Source organism: Kitasatospora nipponensis (assembly GCF_039528135.1).
Classification (GTDB): domain Bacteria; phylum Actinomycetota; class Actinomycetes; order Streptomycetales; family Streptomycetaceae; genus Kitasatospora; species Kitasatospora nipponensis.
On record NZ_BAAALF010000021.1, the window covers coordinates 35,636 to 55,788 of the forward strand.

General features: G+C 73.8%; 17 protein-coding genes. 10 read left to right on the top strand and 7 right to left on the bottom strand.

The window, feature by feature from the left end; translation table 11 throughout:
* Positions 1 to 15: 15 nt before the first annotated feature.
* Positions 16 to 981, top strand: a complete 966-nt coding sequence (ygfZ, locus tag ABD323_RS09180; RefSeq protein WP_344440751.1) for a CAF17-like 4Fe-4S cluster assembly/insertion protein YgfZ — start codon at positions 16 to 18, stop codon at positions 979 to 981.
* A gap of 216 nt (positions 982 to 1,197) precedes the next feature.
* Here ygfZ and dtd read toward each other — a convergent pair whose 3' ends face one another.
* Complete coding sequence (gene dtd / locus ABD323_RS09185) at positions 1,198 to 1,647, bottom strand: D-aminoacyl-tRNA deacylase (RefSeq protein WP_344440752.1); 450 nt, start codon at positions 1,645 to 1,647, stop codon at positions 1,198 to 1,200.
* A gap of 396 nt (positions 1,648 to 2,043) precedes the next feature.
* Between dtd and ABD323_RS09190 the strand changes: the two genes are divergently transcribed.
* Positions 2,044 to 2,640 carry an RsiG family protein gene (locus ABD323_RS09190; RefSeq protein WP_344440753.1) on the top strand — a complete coding sequence of 199 codons (597 nt, stop codon included), beginning with the start codon at positions 2,044 to 2,046 and terminating at the stop codon, positions 2,638 to 2,640.
* 60 nt (positions 2,641 to 2,700) lie between these two features.
* The gene (locus ABD323_RS09195; protein ID WP_344440754.1) at positions 2,701 to 3,660 is read left to right on the top strand and encodes an asparaginase; all 960 of its coding nucleotides are present in this window, start codon (positions 2,701 to 2,703) and stop codon (positions 3,658 to 3,660) included.
* 136 nt (positions 3,661 to 3,796) lie between these two features.
* On the opposite strand, the gene ABD323_RS09200 is transcribed toward ABD323_RS09195, so the two are convergent.
* A complete protein-coding gene (locus tag ABD323_RS09200) occupies positions 3,797 to 4,291 on the bottom strand; it encodes an inorganic diphosphatase (protein WP_344440755.1) in 495 nt (164 codons plus the stop codon).
* Between the two features lie 115 nt (positions 4,292 to 4,406).
* On the opposite strand from ABD323_RS09200, the gene dacB reads away from it, so the two are divergent.
* From dacB to ABD323_RS09215, 3 genes are all read left to right on the top strand, one after another.
* The gene (gene dacB / locus ABD323_RS09205) at positions 4,407 to 5,777 is read left to right on the top strand and encodes a D-alanyl-D-alanine carboxypeptidase/D-alanyl-D-alanine endopeptidase (protein WP_344440756.1); all 1,371 of its coding nucleotides are present in this window, start codon (positions 4,407 to 4,409) and stop codon (positions 5,775 to 5,777) included.
* Positions 5,778 to 5,863: 86 nt separating this feature from the next.
* Positions 5,864 to 7,069 carry a zinc-dependent metalloprotease gene (locus ABD323_RS09210; protein WP_344440757.1) on the top strand — a complete coding sequence of 402 codons (1,206 nt, stop codon included), beginning with the start codon at positions 5,864 to 5,866 and terminating at the stop codon, positions 7,067 to 7,069.
* Positions 7,070 to 7,224: 155 nt separating this feature from the next.
* Complete coding sequence (locus tag ABD323_RS09215; protein ID WP_344440758.1) at positions 7,225 to 7,635, top strand: Rv3235 family protein; 411 nt, start codon at positions 7,225 to 7,227, stop codon at positions 7,633 to 7,635.
* Between the two features lie 86 nt (positions 7,636 to 7,721).
* Here ABD323_RS09215 and secA read toward each other — a convergent pair whose 3' ends face one another.
* Entirely contained in the window at positions 7,722 to 10,490 is a 2,769-nt protein-coding gene (secA, locus tag ABD323_RS09220; RefSeq protein ID WP_344440759.1) for a preprotein translocase subunit SecA, read from the bottom strand.
* Positions 10,491 to 10,723: 233 nt separating this feature from the next.
* Between secA and ABD323_RS09225 the strand changes: the two genes are divergently transcribed.
* From ABD323_RS09225 to ABD323_RS09235, 3 genes are all read left to right on the top strand, one after another.
* A complete protein-coding gene (locus ABD323_RS09225) occupies positions 10,724 to 11,278 on the top strand; it encodes a GNAT family N-acetyltransferase (RefSeq protein ID WP_344440760.1) in 555 nt (184 codons plus the stop codon).
* Positions 11,278 to 11,868, top strand: coding sequence for a GNAT family N-acetyltransferase (locus ABD323_RS09230; protein WP_344440761.1), 591 nt, complete (start codon positions 11,278 to 11,280; stop codon positions 11,866 to 11,868). Before ABD323_RS09225 ends, ABD323_RS09230 begins: the two co-directional genes overlap by 1 nt.
* Before the next feature lie 80 nt (positions 11,869 to 11,948).
* The gene (locus ABD323_RS09235; RefSeq protein WP_344440762.1) at positions 11,949 to 13,148 is read left to right on the top strand and encodes a winged helix-turn-helix domain-containing protein; all 1,200 of its coding nucleotides are present in this window, start codon (positions 11,949 to 11,951) and stop codon (positions 13,146 to 13,148) included.
* Between the two features lie 34 nt (positions 13,149 to 13,182).
* Here ABD323_RS09235 and ABD323_RS09240 read toward each other — a convergent pair whose 3' ends face one another.
* Both ABD323_RS09240 and hpf read right to left on the bottom strand, forming a co-directional pair.
* The gene (locus ABD323_RS09240; protein ID WP_344440763.1) at positions 13,183 to 13,914 is read right to left on the bottom strand and encodes a response regulator; all 732 of its coding nucleotides are present in this window, start codon (positions 13,912 to 13,914) and stop codon (positions 13,183 to 13,185) included.
* 273 nt (positions 13,915 to 14,187) lie between these two features.
* Entirely contained in the window at positions 14,188 to 14,877 is a 690-nt protein-coding gene (gene hpf, locus ABD323_RS09245) for a ribosome hibernation-promoting factor, HPF/YfiA family (protein WP_344440764.1), read from the bottom strand.
* Positions 14,878 to 15,461: 584 nt separating this feature from the next.
* Between hpf and ABD323_RS09250 the strand changes: the two genes are divergently transcribed.
* Positions 15,462 to 16,067: a ComF family protein gene (locus ABD323_RS09250; protein WP_344440765.1), complete on the top strand. Its 606-nt coding sequence runs from the start codon at positions 15,462 to 15,464 to the stop codon at positions 16,065 to 16,067.
* Here ABD323_RS09250 and ABD323_RS09255 read toward each other — a convergent pair.
* Positions 16,055 to 17,986: an LpqB family beta-propeller domain-containing protein gene (locus ABD323_RS09255; RefSeq protein WP_344440766.1), complete on the bottom strand. Its 1,932-nt coding sequence runs from the start codon at positions 17,984 to 17,986 to the stop codon at positions 16,055 to 16,057. The genes ABD323_RS09250 and ABD323_RS09255 overlap by 13 nt on opposite strands.
* 52 nt (positions 17,987 to 18,038) lie before the next feature.
* A complete protein-coding gene (mtrB, locus tag ABD323_RS09260) occupies positions 18,039 to 20,153 on the bottom strand; it encodes an MtrAB system histidine kinase MtrB (protein WP_425555922.1) in 2,115 nt (704 codons plus the stop codon).

Consider the following 20,153-nt stretch of genomic DNA (forward strand, 5'->3'; position numbering starts at 1 on the left):
CGTAAGCTGGCGGGCATGAAGAGTCCGCTGCTGTCCCTGCCCGGAGCCGTCCCCGCCGAGGGTGCCGACGAGGGCGTCGCGGCCCACTACGGCGACCTGTTCCGCGAGCAGCGGGAGTTGGCCGCCGGCCGGGCCTTCGTGGACCTCTCGCACCGCGGGGTGCTCACCGTCACCGGCCCCGACCGGCTGAGCTGGTTGCACCTGCTGCTCACCCAGCACGTCAGTGAACTGCCGCCGCAGCAGGCGGTGGAGGCGCTGGTGCTCTCCCCGAACGGGCACGTCGAGCACGCCCTGTACCTGGTCGACGACGGCACCACCACCTGGGCGCACGTCGAGCCCGGCACGCTGCCGGCGCTGGTCGAGTACCTGGAGCGGATGAAGTTCATGTACCGGGTGGAGATCACCGACGCCACCGGGCAGTTCGCGGTCGTCCACCTGCCGGCCGGCTCCACCGCGCCGATCACCGGTGCCGCCGCCGTGCGCGAACTCCCCTACGGTCGCGACCTGTTCCTGCCCCGCGCCGAACTGGCCGAGCTGGCAAAGGGGTTCGGCTCGCCGGCCGGGAGCTGGGCGTACGAGGCGCTGCGCATCGAGGGGCACCGCCCGCGGCTCGGCTTCGAGACCGACCACCGCACCATCCCGCACGAAGTCGACTGGCTGGCGACCGCGGTGCACCTGAACAAGGGCTGCTACCGCGGCCAGGAGACGGTGGCCCGGGTGCACAACCTGGGCAAGCCGCCGCGCCGGCTGGTCTTCCTGCACCTGGACGGCACCGAGGAGGTGCTGCCGCCGCACGGCAGCGAGATCAGGCTGGCCTCCGAGGGCCCGCAGAGCCGCCCGCTGGGCTTCGTGACCTCCTCGGCCCGCCACCACGAGCTGGGCCCGGTCGCGCTCGCCCTGGTCAAGCGCAACGTCCCGGTGGACGCCGTGCTGCTGGCCGGCAGCGTCCCCGCCACCCAGGACGTCGTGGTCGCGCCCTGATTCCGGCTCGGTTCGCCTCCGGGCGCTCCTGACCCGGTGTCGACGCTCCTCCCTCCGGCGCTCCCTCCTTCGTCGGTCGCTTGTCGCTCTCCCTCCTTGCCCGCCAGCGGGCAGGAGGGGCCCTTCTCTCGACACCGGCGCGCCCTTCGGCTCACTCGCACCCCTCCGGCGCGGTTCGCCTCCGGGCGCTCCTGGCCGGTGTCCCGGCAGGGCGTCTCAGACCTCCAGCAGGACGGTGAACGGCCCGTCGTTCACCAGGGAGACCTTCATGTCCGCCCCGAACCGTCCGGTCTGCACGGTGGCGCCCAGCGCCCGCAGCTGCGCGACCACCTCGTCGACCAGCGGCTCGGCGACCGGACCGGGGGCGGCGGCGTTCCAGGTCGGCCGGCGGCCCTTGCGGGCGTCCCCGTAGAGGGTGAACTGGCTGATCACCAGCAGCGGGGCCGCCAGGTCCGAGCAGGAGAGCTCGCCGGGCCCGTCGGGGTCCGCGCTGCCGTCGAAGAGCCGCACGGTCCACAGCTTGCGGGCCAGCTGGGCGGCCTGCTGCTCGGTGTCCCCGTGGGTGACCCCGACCAGGACGCAGAGTCCCGGCCCCTCGATCGCCCCGACCGTCTCGCCGGCCACCGTGACCGCCGCCCCACTCACCCGCTGCACCACTGCTCGCATGCGGGCCATTGTGCCGGTCCCTCCCGCGGGCGCGTGAACGGCCTGGCGCGCCGGTGGCGTGCGCCGTTCACCCCCGGATCGCCCGCTGCCGTACGGCGGCCACCAGGTCATATCAGCCACCCCCGTTCGCCACGGGGCCGTTCGGGTGCATCGGTGCCACACCGGGGCCCGCGCAGTGGCACGATGCGGGGCGGGCGCCCGGCGAGGTCGGGCCGCGTCGAGCGGGTCGCGGACAGCTGTTCGTACCAATCGTCCGTTCGTGCGGGTCCGGCTAGCCCAGCCGGGTGGCTCCGGCCGGGCGGGGGAACTCCGGGGGGACCGTCGGGCGTGCTACGGGCGCAGGGCCGCAAGGGTGGGACCAAGGGTGGGACCGGGACAACGGCAGGTGGTTGGTCGATGGACGCGAACAAGGTGCCCCGCGAGCCCGCGGTGTCGGGCGTGGAACTGACCGCGCTCGGCCTGGGCGAGCTGCGCGTCCTGCGCCGCGACGCCCAGGAGCAGGAGGCCGATCTCTCCTACCTGCGCCGGCTGCTGCAGGGGCGGGTGGACATCCTGCGCGCCGAGCTGGACCGCCGCACCTTCGACCGGCACCGCCCGGCCCCCTGCGATCCGCTGCACCCGGACCGGGCGCACCCCGACCGGCCGCACGCCGACACCCTGCTCCAGCGGTTGCCGCAGATCCTCGCCGACGCCCCCTCGCACGTGCGCCAGTCGGCCCGGCACGTCACGCTGGGCACCCCGCGCGGCGAGCAGTACCGCGAGCAGGCGGACGCCCTGATGGGCGACGTCCAGCTGGCCGACCTGTCCGCGCACGCCTCCGCCGAGCTGCTCGCGGCGCTGGACCGGCTGACCGCGCACGAGCGGGAGGTCTCCGGCCGTCGTCAGGGACTGCAGCGGACGGCGGACGGCTGCAGCGCCGAGATCACCCGGCGGTACCGTGAGGGGGAAGCGCGGGTCGACGACCTGCTCGCCGGTGGTCCGCTGCCCGACTGAGAACCAGCGGGAGCGGTGGCCGGCCGATCACCCTCGTGCGTTCCGGAAGGCCACCCCCCTATGCCTGACACTGCCGCTGTCCTGCCCGTCCTCGCCGAGGTGGTGCGCTCGGGATTCACCGAGGGCCACCATCGCGGTTCGCTGGTCGTTCTCGCGCCGGACGGCTCGGTGGAACTCTCGCTCGGCGAACCCGAGCGGCCGGTCTTCCCGCGGTCGTGCAACAAGCCGTTCCAGGCGGTGGCCACGCTACGCGCCGGACTGCCGATCGAGGGTGAGCTGCTGGCGCTGGCCGCCGCCAGCCACTCCGGAGAAACGTTTCACCTCGATGGCGTGCGGACCATCCTGGCGGGCGCGGACCTGGCCGAGGAGGACCTGCAGACCCCGCCCGACCTGCCGCTGGACCCCACCGAGGCCGAGCACCACCTGGCGGGCGGCGGACACCGGTCCCGGCTGCTGATGAACTGCTCGGGCAAGCACGCCGCCTGGCTGGCCGCCAGCACGGCCAACGGCTGGGGGACCGGCGACTACCTGGACCCGGCCCACCCGATCCAGCGCCTCGCGCTGGAGGCGCTGGAGGAGGCCACCGGCGAGTCGATAGCCGCCGAGGGGACGGACGGCTGCGGCGCGCCGCTGCTGGCCGTGTCGCTGGTGGGCCTGGCCCGCGGCTACCGCTCGCTGCTGCTCGCGGCCCCCGACAGCCCGCAGCGCCGGGTGGCCGACGCGATGCGCGCCCACCCCGAGTACGTGGCCGGCACCCGCCGCCCGGACACCTGGCTGATGCGGGGCCTGCCCGGTGCGCTCGCCAAGATGGGGGCCGAGGCGGTGCAGGCGGTGGCGCTCCCGGACGGCCGGGCCGTGGCGTTCAAGATCGACGACGGCGCCACCCGGGCGCTCGGCCCGGTGCTGGCGGCCGTGCTGCGCCGGCTGGGCCACACCGATCCGGTGCTGGACCGGATCGGCGCGGCCCCGCTGCACGGCGGCTCCGCGGTGGTCGGCGAGATCCGCGCCGTCACCCTCTGACCGCTGCCGCCGCCCGCTGAGGGCCCGCCCAACGCCGACGGCCGGGACCACGGAGCGCTGCTCCACGGTCCCGGCCGTCGGGACGAACTGCCGTCAGGTTGCCTAGAAGGACCCAGAACGGACCGGCCACGCCACGTCAGTGGGCGTCGCCGGACTCCTGCAGGCGCTTGATCGAGTTGGTGATCTCGGCCTCGGCCTCGATGCGGCCCACCCAGGCCGCACCCTCGACCGACTTGCCGGGCTCGAGGTCCTTGTAGACCTCGAAGAAGTGCTGGATCTCCAGGCGGTCGAACTCCGACACGTGGTGGATGTCCCGCAGGTGCTCCCAGCGCGGGTCGGTCGCCGGGACGCAGAGCAGCTTGTCGTCGCCGCCGGCCTCGTCCGTCATCTGGAACATGCCGATCGCGCGGCACTTGATCAGGCAACCGGGGAAGGTCGGCTCGTCCAGGATGACCAGCGCGTCCAGCGGGTCGCCGTCCTCGCCGAGGGTGCCCTCGACGAAGCCGTAGTCGGCCGGGTAACGGGTCGAGGTGAAGAGCATCCGGTCCAGCCGAAGTCGACCAGTCTCGTGGTCGACCTCGTACTTGTTGCGGGAGCCCTTCGGGATCTCGATGGTGACGTCGAACTCCAACGGTTCCTCCAAGGTAGGGACTGACAGAATCCAAGTGTCTCCTACGGGAGGGAGTGCTGTGGAAAGGGGCCGGGCAGTGACAGGGGCTGGGGCAGAGGGACGACGGCGCGGTGCGGTGGTTGTGGCCGTGCTGGCCGGCGCGACGGGGTTCGCCCTGCTGGCGGGCGGCGCGCAGGCCGCTCCGCAGGCGTACCGCGCGGACCAGGCGCCGCCGCCGGCCGCCGCGGTGCTGCAACCCGCGGACACCGGTGGGACGGTGGGGATGCCCGGTCAGGCCGGGCTGCAGGCGGCGCTGGCCCCCCTGCTGCAGGACAAGGCGCTCGGCACGCTGACCTTCGCGATCAGCGACGGCGCCACCGGCAAGCTGCTGCTGGGCTCGGGCGAGGGGTCGCCGGCCACCCCGGCCTCCACCACCAAGCTGGCCACCGCGGTGGCCGCGCTGGACCTGTTGCCGCCGACCACGCGGCTGGCCACCCGGGTGGTCGCGGGCGCGACGCCCGCCGACATCACCCTGGTGGGCGGTGGCGACCCGACGGTCACCGGCCTGCCGCTCGACCAGGTCCGGATCGGCGGCGCCCCGGTGGACGCCGACTCGGCGCCCGCCTCGCTGGCCGAACTGGCCCGGCAGACCGCCGTCGCGCTCAAGGCGGCCGGCGTCGCCACCGTGCACCTGGCCTACGACACCTCGATGTACACCGGCCCGGTGCTGCACAAGTACCACGACGCCATGAACATCGCCGCGGTCGTCCCGCTGATGGTGGACGAGGGCCGGATCGACCCCAGGTCGCCCGACGAGGCGCCGGCCCGGACCTTCGACCCGGCGGGCCAGGCGGCCGACGAGTTCGCCCAACTGCTCGGCGCCCAGGGCGTGGCGGTGGACGGCAAGGCCAAGGCGGGGCAGGCCCAGCCCGGCGCCGCCCAGCTGGCGCAGGTGCTCTCGCCCACCCTGCCGCGGCTGGTGGACCGGATGCTGACCACCTCCGACAACACCCTGGCCGAGGCGGTGGCCCGGCAGGTCGCGCTGGCCGCCCACCAGCCGCCGAGCTTCGACGGCGCGGCCGCCGCGGTGGTCCAGACGCTGACCAAGCTCGGCGTGCCGATGCAGGGCGTCTCGATCAACGACGGCAGCGGGCTGCACCTGCAGAACGCCATCCCGCCGCTGGTGCTTGCCGACCTGCTGGCGCTGGCCGCCTCGCCCGACCACCCCGAGCTGCGCCCGGTGCTGACCGGGCTGCCGATCGGCGCCTTCAGCGGCACCCTGATCAGGCGCTTCACCCCCGCGCAGGGCTCGGCCGACGGGGCCGGCGTGGTGCACGCCAAGACCGGCAGCCTCAGCGGCGTCAACACGCTGGCCGGCACGGTGGTGGACGCGGATGGGCGGCTGCTGGTCTTCGCGCTGATGACCCGCACCCCGGCCGGCGCCGACCAGGCCCGCGCCGCGATGGACCGGATCGTGGCCCGGCTCACCGCCTGCGGCTGCGGCTGATCCCGGCCCGCCGGCGGCCGTCCCGCGCGGTGGGGGAAGCAGGTGAAGGGGTGGGGGCGAGGGCACGCAGCACGTACGGTGAGGGCATGACGAGCGCGAGTGGCGGTGCGGAGATGGTCGACTGGAATCTCGCGGTCGCGACGGCGACCCGGCTGGCCAGGCCCGGGCCGCAGGTCACCCGGGAGGAGGCCCGCACCGTGGTGGCCGAGTTGCGCCGCCACGCGCTGGCCGCCGAGGGCGCGGTGCGCGAGTTCACCGGCATGCGGGCGAGCAGCCTGGCCGCCGACGGCTCGGCGCCGGTGCTGGTGGTTGACCGGCCCGGCTGGGTGCGCGCCAACGTGGCGGGCTTCCGCACGGTGATCCGGCCGCTGACCCAGAAGCTGGCGGCCCGCCGGGCCGAGACGTCCGGTGGCGCGATGCTCGGCCTGGTCGGCGAGAAGATCACCGGGGTCGAGGTGGGCGCCGTGCTGGCGCTGCTGTCGGGCAAGGTGCTCGGGCAGTACGAGACCTTCGCGGGTGCCGCGCCGGCTCCCGCCGGGCGCGCGGCCGCGGGCGTCCACCGCGGACCGGACGGCGACCGCACGCAGGCGCCGGACAGCCCCGCCGGCCTCTTCGACCAGCCCCGGCTCGGCCCCGACCAGCCCGGCCCGGGCCGGCTGCTGCTGGTGGCGCCGAACATCGTGCAGGTGGAGCGGGAGCTGGACGTCGACCCGCACGACTTCCGGCTCTGGGTCTGCCTGCACGAGGAGACCCACCGCACCCAGTTCAGCGCCGTGCCCTGGCTGCGCGACCACGTCCAGTCCGAGGTGCAGGCCTTCCTCGCGGAGACCGACGTGGAGCCGGTGGCCCTGCTGGAGCGGCTGCGCGAGGCGCTGGCCCCCGGCGAGCGGGCGGGCGGTGGCGGCACGCTGCTCGAGGTGGTCCAGACGCCCAACCAGCGCGAGATCCTCAGCCGGCTGACCGCCGTGATGTCGCTGCTGGAGGGCCACGCGGACGTGGTGATGGACGGCGTGGGCCCGGCGGTGGTGCCCAGCGTGGGCGAGATCCGGGAGAAGTTCCAGCGCCGCCGCGACCGGGGCGCCAGCCGGCTCGACCTGATGCTGCGCCGGCTGCTGGGGATGGACGCCAAGCTGCGCCAGTACCAGGACGGCGCGGTCTTCGTGCGCGGCGTGCTGGACCGGATCGGCATGGAGGGCTTCAACCGGGTCTGGACCTCGCCGAACACGCTGCCGACCAAGGAGGAGATCCACCAGCCCGCCGCCTGGGTGGCCCGGGTCGGACGCCAGTCCTAGCCGTAGCCCCCGGACGAGTGAAGGGTGATGCCGAAGGAACGTTTCTTCATTCACCCGTCCGTGGGACGGTGGTCGTACCGGTGGCGCGGGTGGCTCGGCCACGCTCCGGTTTCTGCGACGATCTGTGAGCATCCGGTCACGGCCCGCCACGGGCAGTGACCCCTGCCGCCCGCTCGACCCGCCACCCGCGGGCGGCCTGCGCCGCCACCGGCCCGGGAGCCGGCGCCGGCCACCCGCGCCACGCCCGTCCCGAGCTCGCGGCCCGCTTCGCGCAGCGTCTGGTGGAGGTGCTCAGCGGCCTGCGCCCGCCGGGCCAGCTGGCCCGGCACACCACCCACGACGGCTACCGCCAGCTGGCCCGGCTGGCGCACGGCGGAGCGCTGCGACCGAGCGGCGGCGCCGGGCGGGCCAGGCTCGGACCGGTGCACGACTTCGCCCCGGCGGCGGGCTCGCTGGAGGTCTGCGTCCGGGTCGAGACCGGCCACCGGCACCACCTGCTGGCCTTCCGGCTCGAACGCCACCGGCACACCGAGCAGTGGCAGTGCGCCGCCGTGGAGACCCGGTGAGCACCGGCCGGGTCCCGGACGCGACGCGGCGGGGCGCCGCCCCGGTGATCCGGAAGCGGCGCCCCGCCGGTGCTGCGTCAGTCGCCTCAGGCCTTGCGGCGGCGACCCTTGGCCGACTTCGCGGCCTTGCGGCGCTCGGCGCGGGTCAGCCCGTCGCCCTCGCCGTCCGTGTCGTCCTCGTAGGAGCCCTCGAAGTCGCCCTCGATCACGGTGTCGTCGCCGTCCACCGACGGAGCGGTGTAGTGCAGGCGCTGGCGGACCGGCGCCTCCAGGCCCTTGGCCTTGATCTCCGGACGGACGTCCTCCTTCTCCAGCGAGACGACCTCGTCGGAGTCGGAGACCGGAACCTCCTCGACCTGCTGCTCGACCTGGACCTCCAGGTTGAACAGGTAGCCGACGGACTCCTCCTTGATGCCCTCCATCATGGCGCCGAACATGTCGAAGCCCTCGCGCTGGTACTCGACCAGCGGGTCGCGCTGGGCCATCGCGCGCAGGCCGATGCCCTCCTGCAGGTAGTCCATCTCGTAGAGGTGCTCGCGCCAGCGGCGGTCCAGCACCGACAGCACGACCCGGCGCTCGAGCTCGCGCATGACCTGCTCGCCGAGCTGGTCCTCGCGGGCACCGTACTGGGCCTGGATGTCCTCCTGGACCACCTTGGTGAGGAACTCGGTGGTCAGGCCGGCGGCGCCGCCGGCCTCCTCCTCCAGGGCCTCGACCTCGAGGCTGACCGGGTAGAGCTGCTTGAGCGCGGACCAGAGCTTCTCCAGGTCCCAGTCGTCCTCGAAGCCCTCACCGGTGGCGGCGCTGACGTACGCCTCCACGGTGTCGTCCATGAAGTGGCCGATCTGCTCCTGCAGGTCCTCGCCCTCCAGGACCCGCCGGCGCTCGCCGTAGATGACCTCGCGCTGGCGGTTGAGCACCTCGTCGTACTTCAGGACGTTCTTGCGGATCTCGAAGTTCTGCTGCTCGACCTGGGTCTGCGCCGAGGCGATGGCGCGGGTGACCATCTTGGACTCGATCGGCACGTCCTCCGGCACGTTGGCCATCGAGAGCACGCGCTCGACCATGCCGGCCTTGAACAGGCGCATCAGGTCGTCGCCGAGCGAGAGGTAGAAGCGGGACTCGCCCGGGTCGCCCTGACGGCCGGAGCGGCCGCGCAGCTGGTTGTCGATCCGGCGCGACTCGTGGCGCTCGGTGCCGAGCACGTACAGGCCACCGAGCTCCTGCACCTCCTCCTGCTCCGTCTTGACCGCGGCCTTGGCCTTCTCCAGCGCCGCCGGGAAGGCCGCCTCGTACTCCTCCGGGGTCTCGGTCGGGGTCAGCCCGCGCTGCGCGAGCTCGGCCGAGGCCAGGTGGTCGGAGTTGCCGCCGAGCATGATGTCGGTCCCGCGGCCGGCCATGTTGGTGGCCACCGTGACCGCGCCCTTGCGCCCGGCCTGCGCGACGATCTGCGCCTCGCGCTCGTGGTGCTTGGCGTTCAGCACCTCGTGCGGGATGCCGCGCTTGCGCAGCTCCTGCGAGAGGTACTCGGACTTCTCGACCGAGACCGTGCCGACCAGGACCGGCTGGCCCTTCTCGTGCTTCTCGGCGATGTCCTCGACCACGGCGGCGAACTTGGCCGGCTCCGACTTGTAGATCAGGTCGGGCTGGTCGATGCGCAGCGGGTCGCGGTTGGTCGGGATCGGCACCACGCCGAGCTTGTAGATCTGGTGGAACTCGGCCGCCTCGGTGGTGGCCGTACCCGTCATGCCGGAGAGCTTGTCGTACAGGCGGAAGAAGTTCTGCAGGGTGATGGTGGCCAGCGTCTGGTTCTCGTTCTGGACCTCCACCCCCTCCTTCGCCTCGATCGCCTGGTGCATGCCCTCGTTGTAACGGCGACCGGCCAGGATGCGGCCGGTGTGCTCGTCGACGATCATGACCTCGCCGTTCATGACGACGTAGTCCTTGTCGTTCTTGTAGAGCTCCTTCGCCTTGATGGCGTTGTTCAGGAACCCGACGAGCGGGGTGTTCACCGACTCGTAGAGGTTGTCGATGCCGAGGTAGTCCTCGACCCGGGTGACACCCTCCTCCAGCACGCCCACCGTGCGCTTCTTCTCGTCGACCTCGTAGTCGCGGTCGCGCTTGAGGCGCAGCACCAGCTTGGCGAAGTCGGCGTACCACTTGGTCGCCTGGTCGGCCGGGCCGGAGATGATCAGCGGCGTACGGGCCTCGTCGATCAGGATCGAGTCGACCTCGTCGACGATCGCGAAGTTGTGGCCGCGCTGGACGAGCTCGTCCTGCGACCAGGCCATGTTGTCGCGCAGGTAGTCGAAGCCGAACTCGTTGTTCGTGCCGTACGTGATGTCCATCCCGTACTGGCGCTTGCGCTCGGCGGGCGGCATGTTGCCGAGGATCACGCCGACCTCGAGACCGAGGAAGCGGTGCACCCGGCCCATCCACTCCGAGTCACGCTCGGCGAGGTAGTCGTTGACCGTGATCAGGTGCACGCCCTTGCCGGTCAGCGCGTTGAGGTACGCGGGCAGCGTGCCCACCAGGGTCTTGCCCTCGCCGGTGCGCATCTCGGCGACGTAGCCCAGGTGCAGGGCCGCGCCACCCATGATCTGGACGTCGTAGTGCCGCTGGCCGAGCACGCGCTTGGCGGCCTCGCGAACGGTGGCGAACGCCTCGGGGAGGATGTCGTCCAGGCTCTCGCCGTCGGCGAGCCGCGACTTGTACTCGTCGGTCAGTGCGCGCAGCTCGTCGTCCGTGAGGTTGACGAAGTCCTCTTCGATGGAGTTGACCTGGGCAGCAATCCGCTGCAGCTTGCGAAGGATCTTGCCTTCGCCGACGCGCAGGATCTTGTCGAAGACGGACACTTGAGCGGGCTCCTCGCCTGGATTGGCACTGGACTGAGCAACTACGAATGCGACGGGAGCCACCCCACCGCACGGGCCATCGTATGCGAGGAGACCAACGCCCCGGGAGGTGCGTCAGCACGCCATTCCCGTGTCACTCCTGGGAGCGGATCCCTCAATAGGTGTCACAACCGGTGCAAACCGGGCGGGAAAACGGCTTTCGCCCTCGCTGCGGGCGCGACGATACTCGCCGCATGAGCGACATGATCCCCTCCCCGACGGTCCTGGAGACCGAACGACTCATCCTGCGACCCCCCGTGGGCGAGGATGTCGACGCCGTCTTCACCGCCTGCCAGGACGAGCAGATCCAGCGCTGGACCGTCGTGCCCTCCCCCTACCGGCGCGCCGACGCGGAGTTCTTCGTCGAGCAGCTCGCCCCCGACGGCTGGCGCACCGGCCGGCAGGCGACCTGGTGCGTGCTGGAGAAGGAGACCGGCGCCCTGGTCGGCACCCAGAGCCTGACCACCCGCGCCCCGGGCGCCGCCGAGGTGGGGTTCTGGGGGACCGCCGACTCGCGCGGTCGCGGCTACGCCGTGGAGGCGCTGCTGGCGGTGGCCCGCTGGGGATTCGCCGAGCGGGCCGTGCGCCGCCTGGAGTGGGTCGCCTACGTGGGCAACGAGCCCTCGCGGGCGGTGGCCCGCCGGGCCGGCTTCACCCTGGAGGGCACCCTGCGCTCCTACGCCCCGCAGCGCGGCGAGTACCGCGACTGCTGGGTCGCCTCGCTGCTGCCGGCCGATCTGGAGGTCTGATGACCACACCACCGCCCACCCTGGATCCGGTCGAGCTGGCCGGTGACGGGCTGCTGCTGCGCCCCTGGCCCACCGTGCTCGGAACGCGCGACCTGGCCGACCTGCGGATCGGGCTGAGCGACCCCGAGCAGGGCCGCTGGAACCCGCGCGCGCTGCCCGCCACCGCGCCCGACGAGACGCTGCTGGCCTGGGTCGCCCGCCTGCGGGCGGGCTGGGCCGAGGGGACGATGGCGAGCTGGGCGGCCCGTGACCCGCTCGACGGCCGGCTGCTGGGCCACCTGGCGATCCGCGAGGTCAGTGTGGAGTTCGGCACCGGCCGGGTCGGCTACTGGACCATGCCGGCCGAGCGCGGGTGCGGCGTGGCCCGCCGGGCGCTGCTGTCGGCCACCGACTGGGCCTTCGAGCAGCTCGGCCTGCACCGGGTGGACCTGGCGCACGCGGTGGGGCACGGCGCGTCCTGCCGGATCGCCGAGCGCGGCGGCTACCGCTGGGAGGGCACGCTGCGCGAGGCGATGCCGGACAGCTCCGGGCGGCGGCACGACATGCACCTGCACGCCCGGCTGGCCACCGACCCGCGCCCGCCCGACTAGGGCCTCTTCCCGGTGGCTCCCCGGCCGGGGAGCCACCGCCGGCCCACCGCGCTGTCGGTGCCACCGCCTACGCTGCCCGCATGACCGCAGCGCCGCCCACCCCGCCCCCCACCGTCACCCTGAGCGCCGACGAGGCCCGCCGGATCGCCCTGCGCGCCCAGGGCCTGCTCGGCGCGCCGGACCGGCGTGGCGGCACCCGCGGCGTGCTGCGCCGGCTCGGCGCGGTCCAGCTGGACACCATCTCGGTGCTCGCCCGCTCGCACGAGCTCATCCCGTACGCCCGGCTCGGCGCGGTGGGCCGCCCCACCGTGGAGAGCGCCTACTGGGGCACCGGGGCCTCCTTCGAGTACTGGTCGCACGCCGCCTGCATCCTGCCGGTCGAGGAGTGGCCGCTCTTCGCCTTCCGCCGCCGCGCCTACCGCGAGCGCGGGAACCTCTGGAACCACCAGGTCAGCCCCGAGGCCTACCACGGCGTGCTGGCGCGGCTGCGCGCCGAAGGTCCGCTGACCAGCACCGAACTCGGCGGCGCCAAGCGGACCGCCGAGTGGTGGGACTGGTCCGACACCAAGATCGCGGTGGAGCGCGCGCTGGCCTTCGGCGACGTGGTCTGCACCGAGCGGCGCAGCTGGAAGCGGGTCTACCGGCTCGCCGAGCAGGCGATCCCGGCCGACCTCCACGGGCAGGAGCTCACCGACCGCGAGTGCCTGACCCGGCTGGTCCGCCAGGCAGGCCAGGCCCTGGGGGTCGCCACCCGGGCCGACCTGACGGACTATCACCGGATCAGGGCCGACCAGCTCGACGCCGTGGTGGCCGACTGCGGCCTGGTGCCGGTGACGGTGGCCGGCTGGGGCGCCGGCGGGGCGGAGCCGGCCCCGGCCTGGGCCGACCCGACGGCGCTGGCCACCGAGCCGCGCGGGCGCCACCGCACCACGCTGCTCTCCCCGTTCGACTCACTGGTCTGGGACCGCGCCCGCACCGAGCGGATCTTCGGCATGGCGCACCGGCTGGAGGCCTACACGCCCAAGGAGAAGCGGGTGCACGGGTACTTCGCGATGCCGGTGCTGGCCGGCGGCCGGCTGATCGGCCGGGTGGACCCGGCCCGCGAGGGCGCCACCCTGGTGGCCCGCCGGGTCTCGCTCGACGTCCCCGCCCAACTCCCCGCGCTGGCCCGGGCGCTGCGCGAGGCCGCCGACTGGGTGGGCTGCTCGGCGGTCCGCGTGGAGGCGCTCGCGGACGAGTCGCTGCGCCCGGCACTGACGGCCCTGCTCGCCCAGGACTGAGCGCGGCGGGGCCGGCCGCGGCGGCCGGGGCGGGTCACCCTATCTCGAGGATCTTCTCCCGCATCGCGTAGACCACGGCCTCCATCCGGGAGTGCAGTTGGAGCTTCTCGAGGATGTTCCGCACGTGGTTCTTCACCGTGTTCTCGCTGATGAAGAGTTCCTTGGCGATCTCCCGGTTGTTCATCCCGGTGGCGACCAGCTTGAGCACTTCGAGCTCCCGGTCGGTCAACCGCGGGGCGGGCACCAAGTCCCGGTCGTCCGAGCGGCGTTGGATCATCGACTTGAACTCGGTGAGCAGCTTGGCGGCCATCGACGGGCTGATCTGCGACTGCCCGTCCGCCACCGCCCGGATCGCGGTGGCCACCTCGTCGGTGGAGATCTCCTTCAGCAGGTAGCCGGTGGCCCCAGCCTTGATCGCCTCGTAGAGGTCGGCCTCCTCGTCGCTTATCGTCAACATGATGATCTTGGTGCTGGGGGCCACCTCCTTGATCGAGGTGCACGCCTCGATGCCGCTGCGCCGCGGCATCCGCACGTCCATCAGGATGATGTCGGGCAGCAGGTCAGCGGCCTTGAGCACCGCCTCGGCACCGTCCCCCGCCTCGCCGACGACCCGGATGTCCTCCTCCTCGGCGAGCACGATCTCCAGCCCGCGGCGGAAGAGCGCGTGATCGTCCACCACCAGGACCCGGATCGGCTCGCCCCCCCGCGGCCCGTACCCGCCCGCGGGACCGTCACCTCCGCCGCTGCCGTGGAACCGCTCCCCCATCCGCCCCTCCCCCTCGCCGCATGCTGTGGGCCACATCATTCCACGGCCTCCGGGGCCCGGATCACCCGCCGATCAGCAGGTCCCCCCAACGGGCGTCGCCGGCGCCGGGGCGGTACCCGAACGGCGCCCGGACCCGGGGGCGGCGGGCCGGGAACAGGCCCGGCGGCCGGTTTTCGGCCGGCCGCCGGGGTCGTCAACTGGTTGGGGTGGCACGGCGCCGTCGTCGGGCCCGTGCCACGGGGTCGGGTACCCGGACCCGGTCCGGGCGCCCGGTCAGCGGTCGGCGCCGTTGATCGCGCCGCCGGCGCCGCCGATCTCGTCCTCCGGCTCCAGGCCGTTCGCCTGCAGGTGGATGACGCCGTAGTCGTAGCCGCGCCGCCGGTAGACCACGCTCGCCAGGCCGCTGTCCTTCTCCATGAAGAGGTAGAAGTCGTGCCCCACCAGCTCCATGGCGTGCAGCGCCTGACCGAGCGTCATCGGCGCCGCGGTGTGGGTCTTCTCACGGACCACCAGCGGGCCCTCGCCCTCGACCTCCAGCGAGCCCGCCATCGTCTTGCGCACCTGCGGCTCCGCCAGCTCCTCCGTGCTCGCCGTGCCCGGCAGCGACGCGATCCGCGCCGTCGCCTCGGCGACGCTCAGCGGCGTGCTGCGGGCCCCGTGGTGCACCCGGCGCCGGTCGGCCGACTTGCGCAACTGCGCGTCGAGCTTCGCCGAGGCCAGGTCCAGGGCCGCGTACGGGTCGGCGGCGGCCGCCTCGGCCCGGATCACCGGGCCACGGGTACGGACGGTGATCTCCACCCGGTCCGACCGGTCGGCCTGACGCGGGTTGTGTTCCTTGGACACCTCGACGTCGAGGCTGATCACCTTGCCGTCGAACTTCTGGACCTTCTCCAGCTTCTCGGCCACGTGCTCGCGGAACCTCTTGGGCACCTCGGTCTTACGACCCTTGACGACGATGTCCACGCAGAACTCCGATCCCTCGTACTGACGCCGGTCCGGACTACCGGACCGGGCATGAGACCCAGCCTGACCAGCCACTCTGCCGCCGGCCCGCCGCCCGCCGAACCGGCGGTGCGGGCTGGGCCCTCACCCACTTCCTCCCCACCACAGGGGCTTGAAACCCCTCCGGAGCCTCATCAGACACCCCGGTCGGGCTTTTCGCCTCTCCAGCGGACCATAGGCGGTGCGGGTTCGGGCCGGACAGCTGTTCCCCCCTGTCTACCCTCAATCGAGTGAAGTGAGGGTAAATATCTGGACAACTCCGCCCAGACGGCCCACCCTGGGCCCACCACAGGGGCCTCGAAGAGGCCGCCGGACCGCTCGGAGGTGTCCCGATCGCCGCACCGACCTCACTCCTGGCACCGGCCCTGACCACGCTGCTCGACCTGCTGCTGCCGGCCCCCTGCGCCGCCTGCGGGGCCGACGGCGGGCCGCTCTGCGCCGGCTGCGCCACCCTGCTCGACGAGCTGCCCGCCCGCCCGGCCGGGCCCTGGCCGCCGCCCGCCGGCCTGCCCCCGCTGTACGCCTGCGCCCCCTACGCCGATCCGGTGCGCCGACTGCTGATCGCCCACAAGGAGCGCGGGGTGCTCCCGCTGGCCGGCCCGCTCGGCGGGCTGCTCGCCACCGCCGTGCGCGCCGCGACCTGCGGGGCCGTCCAGGGCACCGCCCGGGAGGGCGCCCCGCAGCGCAGCCACCCGGGCGCCCCGCACCCGCTGCTCCTGGTGCCGATGCCCTCGGCCCGCCGGGCGGTACGGGCCCGCGGCCACGACCCGACCCTGCGGCTGGCCCGGCGCGCCGCCCGCGTGCTGAACGGCTCGGGCCTGCCCTGCGTCGCCGCCCCGGTGCTGCGCCCGCGCCGCCGGGTGGCCGACCAGTCCGGCCTCGGCGCCGCCGCGCGCCACCGCAACCTGCACGGCGCGCTGCACGTGCCGAGCCGCTTCCACCGCCGGCTGAGCGGCCGTCAGCTGGTCCTGGTGGACGACCTGGTGACCACCGGGGCGAGCCTGGCCGAGGCCGCCCGGGCGCTGCACGAGGCGGGCGCGCCACCGCTGGCGGCGGCCACCGTCGCCGCCACCGCCCACCGGCGCCACCCGCACGGGCCGGGCGCCGGCCCGCACCCGCGTCAGGGCGGCGGCCGGCGTCAGCTCGGGTAGGCCGGCATCAGCCCTGGCTTGCCGAACGCCCGCCACTGCGGCTGGACGGTGCCGCTCAGCCCGTAGATGGTGTTCTGGCTGTCCTTGGAGTCGGCGAGCACCGGGTCGCCGCGGTTCTCCGAGGCGGCCACCACCGTCATGCCGTCCACCCCCTGCAGCGCGCTGTCCGCCCCGTCGGTGCCGTCCGTGCGCAGGTAGTGCAGCTGCTGGAGGCTGTCGCGCTCCTTGCCGAGCACGAGCAGCAGGTCCGGGTCCGCCCAGGAGACCGAGCTGACGTCGGAGAGCTGCCCGGCGAGCGTGCGCAGCCCACTGATGCTCGCGCTCGGGTGGCCCGGCGAGCCACCGCGGGTCACCAGGCCCACGGCCAGGCTGTGGCTGCCGGTGGCGTTGTCGCGCAGCAGCAGGGCGGCCCGGGTGCCGTCCGAGGAGAGCCGGATGCCGTCCACCGTGCGGCCCACCTGGGGGTCCACCGCGACCGTCACACCGATCATGGGGGCGGGGCCGGTCGAGCCGGCCGAGCCGGCCGGACCCTTCACCAGCAGCAGGACCTTCGGGGCGGCCGGATCGCGGTCCACCACCCAGAGCCCGCCGAAACCGTCCCAGCTGGGCGAGGCGAACCCCTGGCCCGGCTTGGTGGCCCCACTGGTCGCCACCGGCGTGTTGATCTTGTCGCCGTCCCGCAGGCCGGCGAGGTAGAGGGCCCTGCCGTCCTCGCTCACCACCGCGGCCGTGGCACCGTCGCGCCTGACCGCGAAGGCCCCGCTCACCCCGGCGGTGCCCACCGGCGCCAGCGCGGGCGGCAGCGGGTTGGCGCCCAGCGCCCCGGCCACCGGCGTCGGGGTGAGGGTGTCGGGACCCAGCAGGCGCACCAGCTGCCCGGTGTCGGCCCGCCGCGCGTACGACTGGCTGATGCCGCCCGGCCCGATCGGATCGCCGGCCAGGCTGCCGGGCGCGATGAAGAGCGACTTGGCCAGCGGCCCGTTCATGTCGCAGCCGCTGTGGTTGGAGGTCAGCGTCACCCGGTCGATGGAACCGATGCCGCTCTGGCTGACCAGCGTGAAGTACAGCTGGGCGGCCATCTCGCGGCACTGCTGCGCGCTCTTGTGGAAGTCCATGCCGTCGAGCTGCAGCCTGGGGTTGCGCGGGTCGTCGGTGTTGACGGTGAGCGCGGTCCTGGACGGCTCGAAGGCGGAGCGGACGGCCGGCTCCAGCCAGCTGGAGGGTCCTTCGGCCAGCGCGGTGGCGGCGGCCGAGGCCGGGTCTATTCGCCGCCGCAGGTAGACCGGGTCCGGCACCAGGACCGGCTGGTCGGTGTTGGACGAGGCCGGGTCGGCCTTGGTCAGGAAGTACCGGTCGGCCTGCTGGAAGGTGTTGCGGAAGTTGGTCTGGTTGATGATCAGCGCGGCCGGCAGGTCGGCGATCCGCCACTGCGCCTTGGCCGCCGCGTCCTTGCCGTCCTTGCCGTCCTTCGCGTCCTTGGCCACGTTGACCAGGGTGAAGTCGGCCTCGTACCCGGCCCGCTGGACGGCGGTGTAGGTGTGCCGGGAGTCCAGCGAGCCGACCTCGGTGGCGTTGATCGACACCACGGGGTGCTCGGGGTCACTGCTGGGCACCACCAGGCCCGTGGTGTTGTCGAGTACGACGACCCGGTTGTCCGGGCTCCACTTGGAGGCCGCGTCGGACGTCAGGTACTGCTTGGCGGTCCGGTAGGTGGGGTCGTCCGCGATGGCGGCGTCCAGGAAGTTCTGCAGCACCTCGCGGGCCGACTGGCCCTCCTGCGGCGGCACCGGGATCACCCGCACCTGGACGCCCTTGTCCGCCCCCGCGCCCTGCGGCGGGTCGACCCGCTCGGGGGCGCCGCTGTCGGGCATCGTGGCGCAGCCCGCGGCCAGCAGCGCGGTCAGCGCCGTCCAGGCCACCGCGGCACACCGTCGGGCCCGCACGCCGGCGGTCCGCCCCGACGGGCCCGCGTCACCCCTGCTGGTGCTCCCCACCCTGTGACCCCTCCGCGCTCGTGTCCACGCCGCTGTCCGCGTCGCCGTCGTCCTCGCCGGACCCGTCCCCGGCGTCGCCGGCCGTCGGCCGCGGCGGCACCCGGTCGACCAGCACCTGGGCTCCGGTGGCACCGTACCCCGCCGCGGCCCGGACGTCCGAGGGGTCCGAGAGCGGGGTCTGCGGCACCCGCCGGGTGCCGAGCCCGCCGGCGATGCTGAGCACGCCGCCCAGTCCCGGTCCCAGTCCGCTGCCTGCGCCGCCGGGCGTCTCGGGGATCACGGTGGGCTCACCGGCCGCCGTCAGCGCGGTCGCCCCGGCCGGCAGCGCGCGCTGGTAGGGGGTGCCCTGGGCCCGCAGGCCGCGGTTGTAGCGGGAGTCCTCGGGTTCGAGGCGGAACGGTGCCCGGCCTATCTCGCCGCCGCGGGTGCGCGGCAGGGTGAGCCGGAAGTGCGAGCCACCGCCCGGCTCGCCCCAGGCCTGCAGCCAGCCGCCGTGCAGATGGGCGTCCTCGACCGCGATGGACAGGCCCAGGCCGGTGCCGCCGGTGGTCCGCACCCGCGAGGGGTCGGCCCGCCAGAAGCGGTGGAAGACCCGGGAGGCCTCGCCGGGCTTGAGCCCGATGCCGTAGTCGCGCACGCCGACCGCCACCGCCCCGCCGGCCGAGCCGAGCTGGATCACCAGGTCCCGGCCCTCACCGTGCTCCAGCGCGTTGACCACCAGGTTGCGCAGGATCCGCTCGATCCGGCGCGGGTCCACCTCGGCGACCACCGGCTCGTCGGCGCCGCGCAGCAGCACCGCGCTGCCCTTGAGGCGGGCCAGCGGGTCGGCGGCCTCGACCACCCGGTGCACGATGTCGCGCAGGTCCACCGGTTCGGCGTCCAGGATCGCGGCGCCGGCGTCGAAGCGGCTGATCTCCAGCAGGTCGGCGAGCAGCGACTCGAAGCGGTCCAGCTGGCCCTGCAGCAGCTCCGCCGAGCGGGCCGCCATCGGGTCCAGGTCCTCGCGGCTGTCGTAGATCAGGTCGGCGGCCATCCGCACCGTGGTCAGCGGGGTGCGCAGCTCGTGCGAGACGTCCGAGACGAACCGCCGCTGCACCCGGGAGAGCTCCTCGAGCTGGCGGATCTGGGTCTGCAGCGCGCCGGCCATCCGGTTGAAGGACTCGCCGAGGCGGGCGATGTCGTCCGTGCCGGTGACCTTCATGCGTTCCTCGAGGTGACCGTCGGCCAGCCGCTCGGCGATCCCCGCGGCCATCCGCACCGGCGTCACCACCTGGCGCACCACCAGCCAGGCGATGCACCCCAGCAGCACGACGATGAAGACGCCCGCGGTGGCGACCGTGCCGGTCACCAGGTTGAGGGTGTTGTCCTCCTGCGCGAAGGAGAAGGCGAAGTAGAGCTGGTAGTCGATGCCGCCCGGACCGCGCAGCTGCTTGCCGATCACCAGGCCCGGCTCGGCGATCTCGCCGCCGTTGGGGGTGCTGCGGTGGATCGTGGTGGTCTGCTCGTGCGGGACGCTCGGATCGCGCCGCACGTCGTCCTGCAGCTGGGGGGAGATGCTGTTGTGGGCGTCGACGTCGCCGGCCACCCGGGTGCTGGGCAGGCCCGCCCCGCCGGCCTGCGAGTTCTGCTCGGCCGAGGGGACCATGCCGACCACCGAGTAGACGCCCTGGCCGCCGCTGGCCAGGCTGCTGACCTGGTCGGCCAGCCAGGTGCCGGTCTCGCTCGATCCCGAGCCGCCGGTCGTGCCGGCCTTCGCCCGCAGGTCGTCGAGGGCGTCGCTCTGCTTCTGGGCGGTGGTGAAGCCGCCGCGGGCCTGGCCCTGGGCGGCGTGCTTCTTGGTGTCCAGCAGTCCGGTGCGGACCTGCGCCATCACCACGACGCCGAGCACGACCACCAGCGCGACGGAGAGCAGCAGGGTGGCCGCGACCACGCGCAGCTGGATCGAGCGCCGGTAGAGCGCGCTCGCCTGGTGGAACGGACGGCCCAGCCGGCCGAAGGCCTGAGCCGGGCCACCGCGGGCGGCCGCCCCCTTGATGCGGTCCTCCCCGCCGGCCTCGGGGCCGGACGGGGAGGGCTGAGCCTGGTGCGCCAC

Bases quoted from the DNA above. Each gene is read 5' to 3' on its own strand.
- ABD323_RS09235 (WP_344440762.1), top strand. From the start codon at position 11,949: ATGACCGCAGCGCCGCCCACCCCGCCCCCCACCGTCACCCTGAGCGCC.
- dtd (WP_344440752.1), bottom strand. From the start codon at position 1,647: ATGCGAGCAGTGGTGCAGCGGGTGAGTGGGGCGGCGGTCACGGTGGCC.
- ABD323_RS09230 (WP_344440761.1), top strand. From the start codon at position 11,278: ATGACCACACCACCGCCCACCCTGGATCCGGTCGAGCTGGCCGGTGAC.
- ygfZ (WP_344440751.1), top strand. From the start codon at position 16: ATGAAGAGTCCGCTGCTGTCCCTGCCCGGAGCCGTCCCCGCCGAGGGT.
- ABD323_RS09190 (WP_344440753.1), top strand. From the start codon at position 2,044: ATGGACGCGAACAAGGTGCCCCGCGAGCCCGCGGTGTCGGGCGTGGAA.
- ABD323_RS09225 (WP_344440760.1), top strand. From the start codon at position 10,724: ATGAGCGACATGATCCCCTCCCCGACGGTCCTGGAGACCGAACGACTC.
- ABD323_RS09240 (WP_344440763.1), bottom strand. From the start codon at position 13,914: ATGGGGGAGCGGTTCCACGGCAGCGGCGGAGGTGACGGTCCCGCGGGC.
- ABD323_RS09210 (WP_344440757.1), top strand. From the start codon at position 5,864: ATGACGAGCGCGAGTGGCGGTGCGGAGATGGTCGACTGGAATCTCGCG.
- ABD323_RS09195 (WP_344440754.1), top strand. From the start codon at position 2,701: ATGCCTGACACTGCCGCTGTCCTGCCCGTCCTCGCCGAGGTGGTGCGC.